This is a genomic window from Sulfuricella sp., from assembly GCA_041651995.1.
Classification (GTDB): domain Bacteria; phylum Pseudomonadota; class Gammaproteobacteria; order Burkholderiales; family Sulfuricellaceae; genus Sulfurimicrobium.
In genome coordinates, this window is record JBAZID010000001.1 from 859620 (window position 1) to 877327 (window position 17708).

Genomic DNA, 17708 nt, shown 5'->3' on the forward strand with positions numbered 1-17708 from the left:
CGCCTCACGCCTCACGCCTAACCCCTCACCCCTAACGGCATCACGCATGGCCCGCTTCATCCGCCAGACAGGCAAAATCCACGCCCAGCAAATTCATCGCAGCAGCCAGACGCGATTCGGTCGGTTCATCAAAAATGAGTTGTGGCGTTGCCGGCACGGTCAGCCATGCGTTTTGCCCCAGTTCGTGCTCAAGCTGGCCCGCATCCCAGCCCGCATAGCCCAGTGTCACGAAAAGTTTATCCGGCCCTTCGCCGCGTCCCACGGCTTCCAGAATATCCTTCGAGGTGGTCAGCGCAATGCCCTCTGCTATGGACAGACTTGACTGCCAGCGCCCTTCCGGCTGATGCAGCACGAAGCCGCGGTCCATCTGCACCGGCCCGCCGTAGTGAATCGGCATCCCGGCCAGTTCCGCCGCCTCAAGCGGGATGTTGATCTGTTCGAACAGGGCCTTGAAATCGAGGTCGATCTTGCGGTTGAGCACGACACCCAGCGCACCGCGCTCGTTGTGCTCGCAGATATAGGTCAGGGTCTTGGCGAAATAAGGGTCGGTCATCGCAGGCATGGCGATGAGGAAATGATGGGTGAGGTCGACGCTTTGCATAGGCGTTATTATGGCATATTCGCCTGACTCCATGCCCCATGAAAAATGCCGCCAGCCCTGCAACAGGCAAGCGGCATTACAAACTGCCAGGTGCTTGCCCGGCCTGATTCAAGGCCGGGGCGAACTTCAGGCCTGGTGGTAGGAGATTACGGTTTCCACCTCGTTCTTCGAACCGAGGATCACCGGCACGCGCTGGTGCAAACCATCAGGCTGAACGTCGAGAATGCGCTCGCGACCCGTGCTGGACGCGCCGCCGGCCTGCTCCACGATGAAGGACATCGGGTTGGCTTCGTACAACAGGCGCAGCTTGCCGGCCTTGGCGGGATCCTTGGTGTCCTTGGGGTACATGAAAATGCCGCCGCGCATCAGGATACGATGCACTTCCGCCACCATCGATGCCACCCAGCGCATGTTGAAGTCCTTGCCGCGCGGACCGGTCTTGCCGGCCAGGGCCTCTTGCACGTAACGCTGCACCGGCGGTTCCCAGAAACGCTGGTTGGATGCATTGATGGCGAATTCCCTTGTGTCCGCGGGAATGGTCATATTGGCGTGGGTGAGGATGAATTCGCCGATATCGCGGTCCAGGGTGAAGCCGTTCACGCCATGGCCGCTGGTCAGCACCAGCATGGTGGAGGAGCCGTACAGGGCATAGCCGGCGCAGACCTGCTGGGTGCCGGGTTGCAGGAAATCCCTGGCGGAAGGCGAGTCGCTCTCGCCCTGACAACGCAGGATGGAAAAAATGGTGCCGACGGAAATGTTCACGTCGACGTTGCTGGAACCGTCGAGCGGATCGAATACCAGCAGGTATTTTCCGCGCGGATATTGCGCCGGGATGGGATAAATGTCGTCCATCTCCTCCGATGCCATGGCGCACAGGTGGCCAGCCCACTCATTGGATTTGATGAAGATCTCGTTGGTGATGACGTCCAGTTCCTTCTGTGTTTCGCCCTGCACGTTTTCCGACCCGGCCGAACCCATCACACCAATCAGTGCGCCTTTGTTCACGGTATTGGAAATCACCTTGATTGCGGTAATGATATCGTTCAGGAGCGAGGTGAAATCGCCGCTCGCACCCTGTATATGGCGCTGTTCCTCGATAATGAACTGGGTAATAGTGGTGCCTTTGTGCATGTTTTTATCCTGACATAAAGAAATATAATGAGCGTTGGATTATAGCTGATGATCCAAAGGCTTGGCTGCAAAAAATCAAAGGGGATATGATGGGCACCCTATCTCAAGCAAAAGGGGCCGCAACATGCAACGCACCAAGATCCTGCTGGACGAAGCCGAAATCCCCACCCACTGGTACAACGTCGTTGCCGACATGCCCAACCCGCCGGCCCCGCCGCTCGGCCCGGATGGCAAGCCGATTGGTCCCGAAGCCCTGACCGCCATCTTCCCCATGAGCCTGATCGAGCAGGAGATGTCGGCCCAGCGCTGGATCGAGATTCCCGAAAAAGTACGCGAGATTTATCAGTTGTGGCGCCCGTCGCCGATGTTCCGTGCCCACCGCCTGGAAGCCGCGCTCGGCACCCCGGCCAGGATTTACTACAAATACGAAGGCGTATCCCCGGCGGGCTCGCACAAGCCCAACACCGCCATCGCCCAGGCCTATTACAACAAGGAAGCCGGCATCAAGCGCATCGCCACCGAAACCGGCGCCGGGCAGTGGGGCTGCTCGATGGCGCTGGCCGGCCAGATGTTCGGGCTGGAGGTGCGGGTCTACATGGTCAAGGTGAGCTACGGGCAGAAACCCTACCGCCGTTCCATGATGCAGACCTGGGGCGCGGAAGTATTCGCCAGCCCGAGCATGGAAACCCATTCCGGCCGCGCGGCACTGGCGGAAGATCCGGACAACCAGGGTTCGCTCGGTCTGGCGATTTCAGAGGCGGTGGAAGACGCGGCATCGCGCGCCGACACCAATTACGCCCTGGGTTCGGTGCTCAACCACGTGCTGCTGCACCAGACCGTGATCGGCCTGGAAGCCAAAAAGCAATTCGAAAAAGCAGGCGATTACCCGGACATGATCTTCGCCCCCTGCGGCGGCGGCTCCAACTTCGGCGGCGCGGCCTTCCCTTTCTTCGCCGACAAGGCAGCGGGCAAGAATGTGCGCCTGGTGGCGGTGGAACCCGATTCCTGCCCGACCCTGACGCGCGGCCACTATGCCTACGATTTCGGCGACACCGCCAAGCTCACCCCGATGATGCTGATGTACACCCTTGGCCACGACTTCATGCCGCCCGGCATCCACGCCGGCGGCCTGCGCTACCACGGCGATTCGGCGCTGGTGTCGCAGCTCTACCACGAAAAGCTGATCGAGGCGGTAGCCGTGCCCCAGCTCGCCACCTTCCAGGCCGGCGTGACCTTCGCCCGCGCCGAGGGCATCATCCCTGCCCCGGAATCCAACCATGCCATCGCCGCCTGCATCGACGAAGCGCTGCGCTGCAAGGAATCGGGCGAGGCCAAGACGCTGTTCTTCAACCTGTCCGGCCACGGCCACTTCGACATGGGCGCCTACGACAGCTACTTCAGCGGCAAGCTGGAGGATTACGCCTACCCCGAGGAAGCCATCAAGGCCGCCCTGGATCGCCTGCCCAAGGTGGGGTGAAGGGAGACAAGGGAAATTTCAGTATAAGCGGGAACTAATTTTCAGCCTGCTCACTCTGAACATGCAGACGATTCAGTTCGTCTCCCGCTTCTCCTCCCTGAGCGGGTGCCTTAATCCTTATTAAGGCCTCTCCCCCCCCCGGCTTTTCCCCTTTAGCTGGGGGGTTTTTTCGTCAGATACGCACCGAACGGCCTCAAATTGGCATCAATGGCGGCAGACCGGCTGCCGTCGCTTCTCCTCTGGCCCTGCCAGCCGCGCAAACCGCATCCTTGCGGGCCCGGGAACCCCATTCTGGTCCCCGCCATTTTCTGGTGGCTCACCCCATGAGCTTGACATGCCGAATGATGTGAACATCACGAACTCTTTTCGTGGCCCCATCGACACAGAAAAAAGGAAATCGGCATGGACAGGCACAATCAACTGGAACTGATGCTGGCAATCCGTCGCATCTGTCACAAGGCAGTGGCTGAGGGAAAGACTCACATGCGAAAGGCGACGTTACGCAAAATGGAGGCGCAAATCAATCAGATGAAGAAGCTGCACGGCCAGAATCTGGCCCGTCCCCTGATGCGCTGACCGGGCACACTGGTTCAGGCCTTTTCCTCGATTCTGGTGGTGATATCGCCATGGCGGCGATTGCTGCTCCGGCGCTCCTCCGGTGCCCGTGTGTCATACCGGCTCGCGCCAGCATGCCGGATGCGGCGCGAGAAGGCGCGACGCTCGCTTCCGCGACGCCGCTCCTCCGCCGGAACAGGTGCTTCAGGAATGGCCTTTTCTGCCTGTTTGACCGGGCGGTGACGGGGAAACACCAGTGCGGTCAGGCTACGCTCGCCGACAATCCGGGCCGCACGCAGGTAGTTAACGGGTTTAACCTCTACCTCATCCACGAATGTAGCCGGCAGAGGCGTAATACTGGGTGTATTGCGCATCAGATAATTCCTGTCAAACCAGCCATCACAACAGGCCAGCCGCTACCGCCATGGCCGGCGAAGGAAACCAGGAAAAATATTTTCATGCAGGTTTGAGTCGAAATCCAGACAATAATTCACTCTGAATCGCGCCTTTCTGGCTGGCTTGCCTCGCCCGGCATGGGAATGATGTCGATTTTGGCTTGTTTCAGGTAGCGGACAAGAATCTTGTAAACATCGATATCAAATGCCGGGCGCACCCCCGGCACATGCGGGAAGGCCTGTGACGGCTTGAGCGGTCCGAGATAGGCCCAGCGGTCGATCAGGTGAATCTCCGTCATGCCTCCCCAGTTCGCTGTCTCACGAATCCCCACCGCCCCCGGGAACGGCCACGGCTCAAGTTTCATGCGGGCCAGCGCCCCCATGAGGCGAATGTCATGCTGGCCGGGCGCCTCCTTGCCAATGCACAGCCCTTTGCATTGCGAGAGCGAATAGGCCGAACATTTGCCCTGAAGTGAATGTTCGAGCCCTAACTGGACCAGACACAAGCGATGCGCGGCAGCGATTTCGCGCAGGGCATCGATGGCTTTTCTTTTCGTGGGAAACAGTCCGTAAAGTCCGGGCTCGGCGCCAAAATCCAGCTCCCGGGCATACACCAGCCTTACGCTCATTCCGCCATTTTCTGCCGGCTCCAGCTTCCAGGCACACAGTTCATTGCCGTCCTTCCTGCGTGGATTATGTACCGGCTGGAGAACCTTGAGCAGGCGCAATTCCGTCAACTGCGCCCCCAGTTCGCCCGCTGTTTCAATCCAGCCGATACGACGTATCTGCTCTGCAAGCAACACGTCTCGCTGATGTTTGCGGTCCGCGGCAAAATGCGCCAGTGCGCTGCGGCGGACATTGCTGCTTTTGCCGATATAAAGCGGCGCATCATTCTCGCCGTAGAACAGGTACACGCCATGGGCTTCCGGCAGGTCTTCCGCCGTCGCGGCATCCAGCCCCGGCGGCAGGCAGACCGGTTTCAGCAGTTCTTGCAAGGCATTGTGAATGGCTTCGGGCGGCAAATCCGCATGAATTTTTCTCCAGAAGGCGTGAATCGCCTGCGCATCGGCCAGCGCGCGATGGCGCGAAGTCACCGGCAACTGATGGCGCTCGACCAGCGCATCCAGATTGTGCTTGTGGTGTTGCGGAAAAAGCTTGCGCGAAAGCTTGACCGTACACAGTACGTCAGCCCTGAAGTCCATTCCCGCGCGTTTGAATTCGCTGCGCAAAAAGCCGTAATCGAAACGCACATTGTGGGCGATAAAAAGCCGCCCCCTGAGGCGCGCCAGCAAAGTCCCGGCAATTTCCGCAAAAGACGGGGCAGTGGACACCATCTCATTGCTGATGCCGGTCAGATGCTGGATGAAGGGTGGAATCGGGGCTTGCGGATTCACCAGGGTGGACCACTCGCTGACACCGTGTTCCGAAATTTCCACAATCCCGATCTCGGTGATGCGGTCCCCGCTGGTGTTGGCGCCAGTCGTTTCCAGATCGACAAACACCAGGGGCTGCTGCGGGGGATTCGTCATGGCCTGAAGCGCGCCAGAGCAGCGCCGTCCATGAAGAAGTCAGGAGGAATATTCACGGCAATTTTCCTGAGACAAAACACCATTATAACAAGCCCGCCAGTCACCCTCCTGCCGCAAGACCCGGACCAGATGGAACAACTGACGGTTCAGTGCCCGCGTATCCTGCTGAAATGGCTGCCTACCGTTATGATTTCGCCATGGCGATCCATCACGGCATAGGAATCGCTGCGCTGCGCGAGGCGCTCCGGGTGAGGGCGAACGCACTCTTCATGATCGAAATACACAATCATGCCGCCCAGATGGTCCTGTTCCACACGGCCGCGCTCCAGCATATCCTGCAGCGCCGCTTCGCTGATGCCGCGCTGCCGCATCTTCACGCGGGCATGGCTGCTGATTTTCCCAAGTTTCATCACGATCTCCTTGATTCGATCCGGATGGATCATCGTGATGCCACTATGCAAGCCAATTGGCTCATAGAATGAGCCTGCACGGAATTTACTTGCCGTACAGGGAATAAGCGGCCTTGAGCAGTTTCTTCACCCGCTCGCGCAGCGCATCGGGGGCCAGCACCTCGACATCGGGCCCATACTTGAGGATATCCATCACCAGTTCGCGGTCGTCGCTGTAAGGGATTTCCAGCACATAGGCGCCGTTTTTTTCCAGCCGCCCCTTCTGCTTCGGATGCCACTGCTCCTGGGCCACCCAGCGCGCCCGCTCCGGCGTGAATCTGAGCGCAGCCTTATGCACAGCCTTGCCGGAAAAGATGCCGTAGCCGCTGCCCAGGGTTTCATTCAACTGCCTGTTCGGCACAGCCCTGGCCGGGCGGTCGAGGATCACCGCCTTCCTGATGGTTTCCACGGAAAAACTCCTGAGACCCTTGCGCAGATGGCACCAGGCATCGAGGTACCAGTTGTCGCGGTAATACACCAGCCGTTGCGGCGAAATTTCACGCTCGGTCTGCTGGTCGTTGCTGCGGCTGTAATGGGTAATTTGCAGGCGCTGACGCTTGAGCAGCGCATGGCTGATCAGCTCGAAATTTTCCGAAGCCACCTGGCGCGCTGCGGCATGCAGGATCTTGATGCGCTGCTGGACTTCCTCCGCCGAGTGGTCGCCGCTATCCAGCAGCTGGTTGAGCCGCGACTGGAGCGGCTGGATATGCGGCCCGAGCAGGCCGGGCTGCAGATTGGCCAGCAACTGCTGCATGGTCAGCAAGGCATGGATTTCCGAAGCATTGAACCACAGGCCGGGCAATTCGTACCTGGGGGCCAGGGTATCGCCCTTGCCGAAGCGGTAACCGCCTGCATCGCGGTCCCATTCAATGGGCGCATGGAGCCGATCGCGCAAATATTCAAGGTCGCGCTTGAAAGTGGCGCGGGAAATGCCAAGTTCGTCGAGGAATGTATTCAAGGGCACGACCTTGTATTCATTCATCAACTGATCAATCCGGTAAAATCTTTCGGTACGGTCCATATCTTTCCATTCATGGCTCACATATTGAGCCCACAGCGTGCCACACTGGAACCAGAATGAACAGATCAACCGCCATGGAGGCCCAATGAGCACACTGTATGTTTCGACCTATCTGGGCAACCGTTTTTATCCGCTGGAACCGCGCATCGTCGATGTGGCAATCGAAGACATCGCGCATGGGCTGTCCTATCAATGCCGCTTCAACGGTCAGACCAGCGCATTTTACTCCGTCGCACAGCACAGCCTGATCGTGGCCTCGCTGGTGCCGGACGAGCTGAAATTTGCCGCCTTGCTGCACGATGCCGCTGAAGCCTATCTTGGAGACATGGTCAAGCCGCTCAAGGTGCTGCTGCCGTCTTTTTCTCAAATCGAGGACAGCGTGACACAGATTATCGGGCAGCGCTTTGGCGTCAATCTGAGCCACAATCCGGCCATCAAGCGGGCCGACCTGATTTCACTGGCAACAGAGAAGCGCGATTTGATGCCGTATTCCGCGGAACCGTGGTCCTATCTGGAGGGCGTGAAACCCTGCCATGAAATCATCCGGCCCATGCCCCCGGAGGAGGCTAAACAGGCATTTCTGCAGCAATTTGAAATATTGAGCCAGATACCCGCCTCAAACAGCCGGTGAACTTGAAAAGGCATTTCACCGCACCGGCCAAGCGCCACGGAGAAGGGTTTTCATATCGGCAATTTCGAACATGTCGTAACTATATTTCGAATTTTTATTACCCCGGAACACCTGTAGGATGCCCTGTCTTTCAGCCATGCCGTATTAGAGTGCCGGGCATGCAAACCGCCGCCCCAGGCTTCGAAGGCAACAACACCCCTGATTGACTGGATAGACAAATGAACAACTCGATTTCCATCGGTGAACCCTGGATGTGGGCCGCCTTCATCGTATTTGTGCTGGTCATGCTGGCGCTTGACCTGTTCGTGTTCGGCGGCAGGAAGGCGCACAAGGTCAGCGTCAGGGAGGCCGCCGCATGGTCGCTGGTCTGGGTCAGCCTCGCGCTCCTGTTCAACGCCGGGATGTGGTGGTACCTGAGCGGCACCGTTGGTCAGGAAGTCGCCGACCGCAAGGCGCTGGAATTCCTGACCGGCTATCTGATCGAGAAGTCTCTGTCCGTGGACAACGTGTTCGTCTTCCTGCTGATCTTCTCGGCCTTCCATGTCTCAGCCGAATACCAGCGCCGCGTGCTCATTTATGGCGTTCTGGGCGCTATCGTCCTGCGCGCCGCCATGATTCTGGCCGGCGCCTGGCTGGTACGGGAATTCAGCTGGATGCTGTACCTCTTCGGCTTCTTCCTGGTCGTCACCGGCATACGCATGCTGGCCATGGCGGAGAAAGAGCCCGACATGAACCAGAACCCGGTGCTGAAATTCGCGCGCCGGCACCTGCGCATCTCGGACGGCCATCATGGCGAAGAATTCACCGTGATGAAAAATGGCGTGCGCTACTTCACGCCGCTGTTCCTGGTTCTGATCCTGATCGAAACCTCCGACGTGGTATTCGCGGTGGACTCCATCCCGGCCATCTTCGCCATCACCACCGACCCCTTCATCGTTTTCACCTCCAACATCTTTGCCATCATGGGCTTGCGGGCGCTGTATTTCCTGCTTGCCGACGTGGCGGACCGTTTCCATCTGCTGAAATACGGCCTGGCCATGGTGCTGACCTTTATCGGCAGCAAAATGCTGATCGCGCCCTGGTATCACGTACCGGTAGCGGCCTCGCTGGCCATTGTTGCCGTGCTGATCGGGGCAAGCGTGATCGCCAGCCTGATTGCCACGCGCAACAAGCCCTCACATTGAAATCCACTTATGAACCGAGACACTCATTAGAGCCAAAACACCTCTGTAGGAGCGGGTGCCGCTCCTGCATGAACGCGTATTCCAATGGATTATCCGAGATGAATGAAATTACGCCATGACCGCCCGCCTGATCGCCATTGTTTTTCTTGCGCTCGCTCTCGGGGCTTGCGCCGAGCCGCCCTACACCAGCGTCGATAACAGCCAGTTGAAAACGCTCCTTGCCCAGGGTACGCCCCTGTACGACGTCCGCAGGGCGGAGGAATGGAGCCAGACCGGCGTGGTCGAAGGCAGCCGCAAGCTGACTTTCGTCGACGCAGGCGGACGAATGAATCCGGAATTGCTGCCGCGCCTGGCCGCCGAGGTAGGCAAAAACGATCCGGTGATCCTGATCTGCCGCACCGGCAACCGCACCGGCACCCTGGCGCGTGAACTGGCGGGAATGGGCTATACGCGGATTTACAACGTGCGCGACGGCATCACCCGCTGGATCAGCGAGGGCAATCCTGTCGTCAGGAACTGATGCTGCCATCAACGACCTCTCTCAATCCAATTCATCCTGGAAAAAGCGGTTAACCACGGAGAACACGGAGTAAAAACAATAGATAGCATGATATTTGGCAATCACCCGTTGGGTGAGGTCATAAATTTCCTCAAACTGCCTTTCTCTGTGTTCTCCGTGCCCTCCGTGGTTGTCGAACTGAGGTTTTTAGGTTCATTGATCGGACTGCCACTTGCCTGGATCTCACCCGATGCGTGATGCGGCGCCCCTCTGAACAATTGACCGCCTTGCTCCGCCCGGAGGAAAATACTCCATGACCTCGCCGATCCACATTCTTGCCAGCACAGATTTACCGGCGCGCGGGGAAGAAATGCGGCACCGCCGTGACGAGCGTATCGGCTGGGCCGTGGCCGTGCCGTGGTCCGGAAAGGCATGAGCGCTTCACGCCTTCACGATTCCCGCCTGATCCGGGCCGTTTTTCTCGCTCTGGGCATGGTGGCATTGCTGCTGGCCGTGGCCGGAATTTTTCTGCCGATGCTGCCAACCACGCCATTCGTGCTGCTGGCAGCGGCCTGTTTTGCGCGCGGCTCCGAATACCTGCACGAGAAAATGCTGGCGCACCGCATAGCCGGCCCGATCATTCGTGAGTGGCATGAGCACCGAAGCATGCCGCCCGGCGTCAAACCCTGGGCTTTTCTATTGATGGGGCTGTCGTTCGGCGCCTCGATCCTGCTGATGGAGACGCCCTGGCACCGCGCCATGCTGGCGGCAATCGGGACCGTATTGGCTTTTTTCCTCTGGCGCGTCCCGGTGCGCCGGGGGTAGCTATTGATACGGCACGGCTTGAACCCGCTCATTGCCTCCGGTTGCGTTGCGACCATACCCTGGCTGATTCTTCCACGGTGCGATCCGAAGCTTCTCTTGCAGCGTTTCGCTCCGCCTGAGCCCGGCCCAGGCTTTCCCTCGCTTCCGCCACACGCCGCTCTGTTTCGCTGGCACGCTGCTGCACCTCCTGGCTGGCGCGTTCGGCTTCGGCCAGTTCCCGTTCCGCTGCCTGCAACTGCTGCTCTGCGGCAAGCGCCCGCTTTTTTGTAAAATCGGCCTTCTGCTGCGCCGCTTCGACTGCATCCACTTTCAGCGCACGCTCTTCCACCTGAGCCGCAGCAAAGGCGTCGAAAGCCGGCAACAACAAAAACGCGATCAACCATTGTTTCGATTTCATCAGTTCACCTCGGGAGATTCGGCTCCAACCCAGAAAGCATTGTCCATTTTCAGGAATTCGTCATAGGGAATGTAGTGCGAGCCGTCGCAGGAAAATGTCAGGCCAACGATGCCATTGAAAATATTCAGGGTGCCGGAACGCAGGTAAAACATTTCATCCAGCAAGCGCAAGCCGCGAAAGGTATCCAGCACTTCCCGGATTTTTCCGGCAGGAACCAGTGCATCCGCCGGATAGGGGTGGCGGGGATAGGCAAGACAGGTATCCGGGTCAATCAATTCGTCGATATCCAGCAAGCGGTAGCGGTAGGGGTCTTCAACCAGCCAGATGATGGCGCGGCTGCTGGAAAAATGCAGGATCACATGAAACACGCCGTGGTAGAGCATCAACTCTGCCATCACCCCCAGCACGGTATCGATATGCCGGTCCATCTCGCTTTCCGTGCGGGTCTGGTGAAAAACCGTGCCGCGAATCGAGGGATCTCCCTTGATCTGGCGCCAGTAGCGAGGTTCCTCATAAAGTTCGCGGGTCAGCGGCAGATCCCGCAGGCCGAAATAGGCGCCAATGAACCCGAGTAATTTGCCCTCCCTGTCATGCACAACCTGAATGGCGGTCAGCGAGGGGCGCCGTTCGCGCAGGCTGATATAGGCATCGGAAAGAATCAGGCCCGAAGCGGGGGCGATATCCTTCAGATAGGGCCGCTTCGAACGGTCCCGGCCAAAACCGCCCGACAAGCCATGGTGACTGACGTTGTCGCTGATCTGGATCGAACGGGTGTCGAGCGCATAAAGATGCTTGCAGTAAGGCAATGCTTTCAGCGCATCGCCCAGCAGGGCATTGAGTTTTTCACGTTCACCCCACACCGGGCAACAGGCTTTCGCCAACAGGCCCAGGGGCTCCTGCAACAGGTCCATCAGCGCTTCACGCTGCTGGGTAACACTTCTTTGCAAAGATTTCTTGGGGGCATTCATGGCTGGGGGTCTTTGTCTATTTACGCCCGATCAAAACCGGGTCGCACAATCATTTCAAACGCGGGTCATCTTCACGCTGCCACTCTCCTTCGATAATGACGTCTTCGCCAGAATCGCGGGGAGGCGGGCCAGGTTTTCTGGCTCGCGGTAACAGCAGCAGAATGACGGCAAGGCCATCGCTGATCACGCCGGGGAATATCAGCAGGATCCCGGCAAACAGGGTGCGCAGGCTGTCCAGCATCGCAAAACCCAGCGGCTGGCCGGACTGAAGCGATGAAAACAGGCGCCCGAACATGGCCAGCCGTTCTTCCTGGATCAGGGTCCAGCCTGCGGCCGCGCTCAGGATCAGCCAGGGCAGCAGCCACCAGCCAATCGAATCGGCCACGCGGAACAGGACAATAATCTCGAGCGCCGGGAAACCGAGTAAAATGAAAAAAATTATCAGCAGTTGCATGAGCTTATGGAACCTTTACTAGTTATTACCAACCTGCCGGATCAGGATAGCGCACAGCGTTTAGCAAAAATTTTGATTTCCCGGCATCTGGCCGCCTGTGTCAATATACTGGCGCCCTGCACCTCGGTTTACCGTTGGCAGGGCCAGGTCGAGACCACACAGGAAATCCCGCTCCTGATTAAAACACTGGCGATTCATTACAGCAAGGTGGAAGCCGCCATCCGGCAGCAGCACCCCTATGAACTTCCAGAAATCATCGCAGTCCCAGTTCACGCAGGATTGCCCGAATATCTTGCCTGGATAAGGGCGGAAACCAGTAACAACGAGGAGCAACACTAAATGATGCGTTTTATTATCAGCCTGTTGCTGATGCTGCATATCCTGGGCGCACACGCCGAAGAAGGCGAACTGCTGGAGCCCGAACAGGCATTCAGGTTCTCCGCCAGGGTGCTGGACGCCAACAACATCGAAGTGCGTTACCAGATTGCCAACGGATATTACCTCTATCGCGAAAAATTCAAGTTCAGCGTCGATGCGGCTGGCGTGACTTTGGGTACAGGCCAGTTCCCTGCAGGCAAAACCAAGCAGGACGAATATTTTGGCAAGGTGGAAACCTACCGCCAGGACCTGATAATCAAGCTGCCGCTCACCCGGACTTCCGCCTCGGCGCAAAGCTTCACCCTGAAAGCCGTTTCGCAGGGTTGCGCCGATGCCGGCGTGTGCTATCCGCCGACCACCCAGACGGCGCAGCTCACGCTGCCGGCAGCCGCGGCAGAAGCCGCCCCCAAGGCTCCCAGCGGGCTGGCGGCACTCACCGCGCTGGTCAAGGGCAGCGCGCAGGATGAATTTCTTGAGCCTGATCAGGCATTCAAGCTGGCGCTCACGGCCAGGAACGCAAACACGCTGGTGGCCGACTTCACGCTGGCCGAAAGCTATTATCTGTATCGCGACAAGATCAAGTTCACCTTGAAGGATGCAAGCGGTATCAGCATCGCCAATATCGAGTTGCCCAGGAGCGAAACCAAGGCTGACCCGAATTTTGGCCCCACCGAGGTCTATCACCACTCGTTCCAGGCACTGATCCATCTCCAGGGCACGGCCGAAAAGCTTTCCTTGCAGGCCACTTACCAGGGATGCAGCGAAAAAGGCGTGTGCTACCCGCCCCAGAACAAGACTTTTACGCTCGACCTGCCTGCCTCCACGCCGGCTGATGTGCAAAAAATCGAACCCGCGCCGGCGCAGCAAGCCGCTTCGGAATCTGCCGCCGCCGGTGCAGAAACAAGGGGCGCATCGGATTCGTCCAAGGTCGCGGCACTCCTCAAGGGCGGCAGCTTCTGGCTGGTAATCGCCAGCTTTTTTGGCTTCGGCCTGTTGCTGGCCCTCACCCCCTGCGTCTTCCCCATGATCCCCATTCTTTCCGGGATCATTGTCGGGCAGGGGCAACACCTCACCCGGCCGCGCGCCTTCGCGCTCTCCCTCGCGTATGTGCTGGGCATGGCCATCACCTACGCCGCCGCAGGTGTTGCCGCAGGCCTGTCGGGCACGCTGCTGACCAGCGCACTGCAAAACCCCTGGGTGCTGGGCACGTTCGCCCTGGTTTTCGTGGCGCTGGCCTTTTCCATGTTCGGCTTCTACGAGTTGCAGATGCCCAATTTTATCCAGAGCCGCTTCAACGACGCCAGCAACAAGATGAAAGGCGGCAACATGGCCGGCGTATTCGCCATGGGCGCACTTTCGGCAGTCATCGTCGGCCCTTGCGTCGCCGCTCCGCTGGCCGGTGCGCTGGCTTATATCGGCCTCACCCGCGACGTATGGCTGGGCGGCTGGGCGCTGTTCGCCATGGCGCTGGGGATGGGGGCGCCGCTGCTGGCGATCGGGCTTTCCGCCGGAGCGTTGTTGCCGCGCGCGGGGGGATGGATGGAGGCGGTCAAGGCCTTCTTCGGCGTACTCTTGCTGGGCGTGGCCATCTGGCTGATTTCGCCGGTTATTCCCGCGCTTGCAAACATGCTGTTGTGGGCTGCCCTGCTGATTGTATCGGCGATCTATCTGCGCGCCCTGGACCCCCTGCCGCATCCTGCCAAAGGCTGGGCCAAATTCTGGAAAGGCGTGGGCGTGGTGACGCTGATCGCGGGCGTCGCCCTGCTCGTTGGCGCGCTTTCAGGCGGGCGCGACGTACTTCAGCCCTTATCCGGGCTGCGCGGGGCGGGAACGGCCAGTGCCGCCGAAGCCGCTCACACGCCGTTCGAAAAAATCAAGAATGTGGCCGGACTGGAACAGCGCCTGCAGCAAACGCAGGGCAAAACCGTCATGCTGGATTTTTACGCCGACTGGTGCGTGTCATGCAAGGAACTGGAGCGCTTCACCTTCAGCGATGCGCGGGTGCAGGCACGCTTCGGTGACATGATCCTGCTGCAGGCCGACGTCACGGCAAACAGCGAGGACGACAAGGCGCTGCTGAAAAAATTCGGCCTGTTCGGGCCGCCGGGAATTATTTTCCTCGCCCCGGGCGGCAAGGAAAAAGGCCGCGTGATCGGCTATGAAAACCCGGACAAATTTCTCGCCAGCATGGAGCAGATTCTCAAATGAGCCTCTTCAAGCCCTTATCCGCCTTGTTGCTGGGCATCCTCCTGCTCTCCGGCCTGACAGCTTGTTCGGAGCAGGCTGACAAAACGGCCATGGCGGCGGTTCGAACCGACACGGCAAAGATTTTCGCCGCCTCCTTTCCCGACCTGGAGGGCCAGCCCCAGCCGCTGAAGCAGTGGCAGGGAAAAATCCTGGTGCTCAATTTCTGGGCGCCGTGGTGCCCGCCGTGCCGCGCCGAAATTCCCGATTTTATCCGCCTGCAGGAAGAATACCGCGCGCAGGGGGTGGTTTTCGTCGGCCTGGCGCTGGACCAGAAGGACAAGGTCCAGGCATTCAGCGATGAAATGGGCATCAACTATCCCATCCTGCTGGGGGAAAACGACGCGGCGGAACTGGGCAAACTGGCCGGAAATCGCCTTGGCGGACTGCCTTTTACCGCGATTTTCAGCAAAAATGGTGACATCGTGTCCACGGTGACCGGCGAACTGAAGCGCGAGCAACTGGAAGCCACGCTAAAGGGCTTGATCTAGCACATTTTTCCCCGTTTACGCCCGGCCTTTCAGCTTGTTTCTGCCGTTAATTTACAGCAAAAACTGGACAAATCACCCTAATTTGCGGCAAACTTGCGTTTTATCAAAACTCACCGAACAGGTGGCCGGATGCCCGCTAAAAACAGCAAAATTCTGGTACTGCATGGCCCCAACCTCAATCTTCTGGGTAGCCGTGAACCACAACATTATGGACACGACACGCTGGAAGACATCAATCAGCGCCTCGTGCAGCAGGCCCGGCAATCCGGCGCCAGCCTGGAAGCATTTCAAAGCAACAGCGAAGCCGAACTGATTGGCCGTATTCATCAGGCAGGGCGGGACGAGGTCCATTTCATCCTCATCAATCCTGCCGCGTTCACCCATACCAGCGTTGCGCTGCGCGATGCTCTGGCGGGCGTGGACATTCCCTTCGTGGAAATACATCTCTCCAACGTTTTCGCCCGCGAAGCCTTCCGCCATCACTCCTATTTCTCCGGCCTCGCTGTGGGCATCATCAGCGGCCTCGGGGCAAAGGGTTATGAACTGGCGCTGGATTTCGCACTAACACAAACTTAAAACAAGGGCTCATCATGGATTTGCGCAAACTGAAAAAACTGATTGATCTGGTCGAAGATTCCGGCATTGCCGAACTCGAAATCACCGAGGGCGAAGAAAAAGTTCGCATCAGCCGTTACGGCCAGGCGCCGCAAATGATGCATTACGCAGCGCCACAGCAAATGATGGCGGCACCGGCGCAGCAGGCCGACCTGCCCGCCGCCGCTGCCGAACCAGCCCAACCGGAAGGCCACATCGTGAAATCGCCCATGGTGGGCACTTTCTACCGTGCATCTTCCCCCGATGCCAAGTCCTTCGTGGAAGTCGGCCAGAACGTTGCCGCCGGCGACACCCTGTGCATCATCGAAGCAATGAAACTGCTCAACGAGATCGAAGCCGATCAGAGCGGCGTCATCAAGGCCATCCTGATCGAGAACGGCCAGCCCGTCGAATACGGCGAACCCCTGTTCATCATCGGCTAATTTATTTGCCGCAGAGATCACCGGGTTGCCTGTATAGGGTTTTCTCTGTGTCCTCTGTGGCTATTAAGGTTTTTATAACATGATAGACAAAGTCCTAATAGCCAATCGCGGCGAAATCGCCCTGCGTATCCAGCGCGCCTGCCGGGAACTGGGCATCAAGACCGTGGCAGTTCACTCCGAAGCCGACTCCGAAGCCAAATACGTCAGGCTCGCCGACGAATCGGTGTGCATCGGCCCGGCATCCTCCACGCTCAGCTACCTCAATATCCCGGCGGTGATCAGCGCGGCGGAAGTCACCGACTCCACCGCCATCCACCCCGGCTACGGTTTCCTCTCGGAAAACGCCGATTTTGCGGAGCGGGTACAGAATAGCGGCTTCATCTTCATCGGACCGCGCCCCGAGACCATCCGCCTGATGGGCGACAAGGTCTGCGCCAAGGACGCCATGAAGGCATCGGGCGTGCCCTGCGTGCCCGGTTCCGACGGCGCCCTGCCCGACGATGATGATGAAATCATCCGGATTGCCAAGCAAACCGGCTATCCCGTCATTCTCAAGGCTGCCGGCGGTGGCGGCGGGCGCGGCATGCGCGTGGTGCATACCGAAGCCGCGTTGCTCAATGCAGCCAGCCTGACCAGGCAGGAAGCCCAGAGCTTTTTTGGCAACCCCATGATCTACATGGAGAAGTTTCTCCAGCACCCGCGTCACATCGAAATTCAGGTGCTGGCAGACGAGCACGGCAACGCCATTCACCTCGGCGAGCGCGACTGCTCCATGCAGCGCCGCCACCAGAAGGTGCTGGAAGAAGCCCCCGCGCCGGGACTGGACCCCAAGCTGCGCGACAAGATTGGCGAACGCTGTGCCGAGGCTTGCCGCAAAATCGGCTACCGCGGCGCCGGCACCTTCGAATTCCTGTACGAAGACGGCGAATTTTTCTTCATCGAGATGAATACGCGGGTACAGGTCGAGCATCCGGTTACCGAAATGATCACCGGCGTGGATATCGTGCAGGAACAGCTGCGCATCGCAGCCGGTGAGAAATTGCGCTACAAGCAGAAGGAAATCCACTTCAAGGGCCACGCCATCGAGTGCCGCGTCAACGCCGAGGACCCTTACACCTTCGTGCCCTCACCCGGCCGCATCACCCAATACCATGTGCCCGGCGGGCCGGGTATCCGGGTGGACTCGCACATCTATCACAACTACTTCGTGCCGCCCCATTACGATTCCATGATCGGCAAGCTGATCGCTTACGGCGACACGCGCGAGCAGGCCATTGCACGCATGCGCACGGCCCTTTCGGAAATGGTGGTGGATGGCGTCAAGACCAATCTTGCGCTGCACCGCGACCTGATGCACGACGCCGCTTTCCTGCAGGGTGGAGCCAGCATCCACTACCTGGAACAGATGCTCGCGGACAAGAAAAAAGCTTAACCACCTACAG

22 protein-coding genes are annotated in these 17708 nt (G+C 58.9%); 13 read left to right on the top strand and 9 right to left on the bottom strand.

The genetic code is table 11. The features are described 5' to 3' along the window. Nucleotides 1–40: 40 nt before the first annotated feature. Both WC392_04135 and WC392_04140 read right to left on the bottom strand, forming a co-directional pair. Nucleotides 41–601 carry a YqgE/AlgH family protein gene (locus WC392_04135; protein ID MFA5241550.1) on the bottom strand — a complete coding sequence of 187 codons (561 nt, stop codon included), beginning with the start codon at nt 599–601 and terminating at the stop codon, nt 41–43. 126 nt (nt 602–727) lie between these two features. Continuing rightward, nucleotides 728–1732 (bottom strand): class 1 fructose-bisphosphatase, encoded by a 1005-nt coding sequence (locus tag WC392_04140; GenBank protein MFA5241551.1) that lies wholly within the window; start codon nt 1730–1732, stop codon nt 728–730. A gap of 124 nt (nt 1733–1856) precedes the next feature. Between WC392_04140 and WC392_04145 the strand changes: the two genes are divergently transcribed. Together WC392_04145 and WC392_04150 are read left to right on the top strand one after the other, a co-directional pair. Beyond that, nucleotides 1857–3209 carry a TrpB-like pyridoxal phosphate-dependent enzyme gene (locus tag WC392_04145; GenBank protein MFA5241552.1) on the top strand — a complete coding sequence of 451 codons (1353 nt, stop codon included), beginning with the start codon at nt 1857–1859 and terminating at the stop codon, nt 3207–3209. 402 nt (nt 3210–3611) lie between these two features. Beyond that, nucleotides 3612–3785 carry a hypothetical protein gene (locus WC392_04150; GenBank protein MFA5241553.1) on the top strand — a complete coding sequence of 58 codons (174 nt, stop codon included), beginning with the start codon at nt 3612–3614 and terminating at the stop codon, nt 3783–3785. Between the two features lie 14 nt (nt 3786–3799). Here WC392_04150 and WC392_04155 read toward each other — a convergent pair whose 3' ends face one another. The 4 genes from WC392_04155 to WC392_04170 all read right to left on the bottom strand — a co-directional run bounded on the left by WC392_04155 (nt 3800) and on the right by WC392_04170 (nt 7158). After that, nucleotides 3800–4138: a hypothetical protein gene (locus WC392_04155; GenBank protein MFA5241554.1), complete on the bottom strand. Its 339-nt coding sequence runs from the start codon at nt 4136–4138 to the stop codon at nt 3800–3802. 116 nt (nt 4139–4254) lie between these two features. Next, the gene (locus WC392_04160; GenBank protein MFA5241555.1) at nt 4255–5688 is read right to left on the bottom strand and encodes an exonuclease domain-containing protein; all 1434 of its coding nucleotides are present in this window, start codon (nt 5686–5688) and stop codon (nt 4255–4257) included. A 146-nt stretch (nt 5689–5834) separates the two neighbouring features. Further along, nucleotides 5835–6098, bottom strand: coding sequence for a hypothetical protein (locus WC392_04165; protein ID MFA5241556.1), 264 nt, complete (start codon nt 6096–6098; stop codon nt 5835–5837). A gap of 85 nt (nt 6099–6183) precedes the next feature. Next, entirely contained in the window at nt 6184–7158 is a 975-nt protein-coding gene (locus WC392_04170) for a YafY family protein (GenBank protein ID MFA5241557.1), read from the bottom strand. 85 nt (nt 7159–7243) lie between these two features. On the opposite strand from WC392_04170, the gene WC392_04175 reads away from it, so the two are divergent. From WC392_04175 to WC392_04195, 5 genes are all read left to right on the top strand, one after another. Next, the gene (locus WC392_04175; GenBank protein ID MFA5241558.1) at nt 7244–7789 is read left to right on the top strand and encodes a phosphohydrolase; all 546 of its coding nucleotides are present in this window, start codon (nt 7244–7246) and stop codon (nt 7787–7789) included. 218 nt (nt 7790–8007) lie between these two features. Continuing rightward, nucleotides 8008–8973 carry a TerC family protein gene (locus WC392_04180; protein ID MFA5241559.1) on the top strand — a complete coding sequence of 322 codons (966 nt, stop codon included), beginning with the start codon at nt 8008–8010 and terminating at the stop codon, nt 8971–8973. A gap of 115 nt (nt 8974–9088) precedes the next feature. Continuing rightward, nucleotides 9089–9493 (top strand): rhodanese-like domain-containing protein, encoded by a 405-nt coding sequence (locus tag WC392_04185; GenBank protein ID MFA5241560.1) that lies wholly within the window; start codon nt 9089–9091, stop codon nt 9491–9493. A 292-nt stretch (nt 9494–9785) separates the two neighbouring features. Further along, nucleotides 9786–9908: a hypothetical protein gene (locus WC392_04190; GenBank protein MFA5241561.1), complete on the top strand. Its 123-nt coding sequence runs from the start codon at nt 9786–9788 to the stop codon at nt 9906–9908. Beyond that, complete coding sequence (locus WC392_04195) at nt 9905–10297, top strand: YbaN family protein (GenBank protein MFA5241562.1); 393 nt, start codon at nt 9905–9907, stop codon at nt 10295–10297. Before WC392_04190 ends, WC392_04195 begins: the two co-directional genes overlap by 4 nt. A 28-nt stretch (nt 10298–10325) precedes the next feature. Here WC392_04195 and WC392_04200 read toward each other — a convergent pair whose 3' ends face one another. Genes WC392_04200 through WC392_04210 form a run of 3 tightly spaced genes read right to left on the bottom strand, consistent with a single transcriptional unit; the run spans nt 10326 to nt 12116 of the window. After that, on the bottom strand, nt 10326–10694 hold the full coding sequence (locus WC392_04200) for a hypothetical protein (GenBank protein ID MFA5241563.1): 369 nt from the start codon (nt 10692–10694) through the stop codon (nt 10326–10328). Then, nucleotides 10694–11662, bottom strand: coding sequence for a PDC sensor domain-containing protein (locus WC392_04205; GenBank protein ID MFA5241564.1), 969 nt, complete (start codon nt 11660–11662; stop codon nt 10694–10696). Before WC392_04205 ends, WC392_04200 begins: the two co-directional genes overlap by 1 nt. A gap of 49 nt (nt 11663–11711) precedes the next feature. Next, complete coding sequence (locus WC392_04210; protein MFA5241565.1) at nt 11712–12116, bottom strand: FxsA family protein; 405 nt, start codon at nt 12114–12116, stop codon at nt 11712–11714. A 6-nt stretch (nt 12117–12122) separates the two neighbouring features. Between WC392_04210 and cutA the strand changes: the two genes are divergently transcribed. The 6 genes from cutA to accC all read left to right on the top strand — a co-directional run bounded on the left by cutA (nt 12123) and on the right by accC (nt 17698). Continuing rightward, a complete protein-coding gene (cutA, locus tag WC392_04215; GenBank protein MFA5241566.1) occupies nt 12123–12455 on the top strand; it encodes a divalent-cation tolerance protein CutA in 333 nt (110 codons plus the stop codon). After that, complete coding sequence (gene dsbD, locus WC392_04220) at nt 12456–14702, top strand: protein-disulfide reductase DsbD (GenBank protein MFA5241567.1); 2247 nt, start codon at nt 12456–12458, stop codon at nt 14700–14702. Further along, nucleotides 14699–15229 carry a TlpA disulfide reductase family protein gene (locus WC392_04225; protein MFA5241568.1) on the top strand — a complete coding sequence of 177 codons (531 nt, stop codon included), beginning with the start codon at nt 14699–14701 and terminating at the stop codon, nt 15227–15229. Before dsbD ends, WC392_04225 begins: the two co-directional genes overlap by 4 nt. Nucleotides 15230–15358: 129 nt before the next feature. After that, nucleotides 15359–15805: a type II 3-dehydroquinate dehydratase gene (gene aroQ / locus WC392_04230; GenBank protein MFA5241569.1), complete on the top strand. Its 447-nt coding sequence runs from the start codon at nt 15359–15361 to the stop codon at nt 15803–15805. A gap of 14 nt (nt 15806–15819) precedes the next feature. Further along, the gene (accB, locus tag WC392_04235) at nt 15820–16266 is read left to right on the top strand and encodes an acetyl-CoA carboxylase biotin carboxyl carrier protein (protein MFA5241570.1); all 447 of its coding nucleotides are present in this window, start codon (nt 15820–15822) and stop codon (nt 16264–16266) included. A 79-nt stretch (nt 16267–16345) separates the two neighbouring features. Beyond that, nucleotides 16346–17698, top strand: a complete 1353-nt coding sequence (gene accC / locus WC392_04240; protein MFA5241571.1) for an acetyl-CoA carboxylase biotin carboxylase subunit — start codon at nt 16346–16348, stop codon at nt 17696–17698. The last annotated feature ends 10 nt before the right edge of the window (nt 17699–17708 follow it).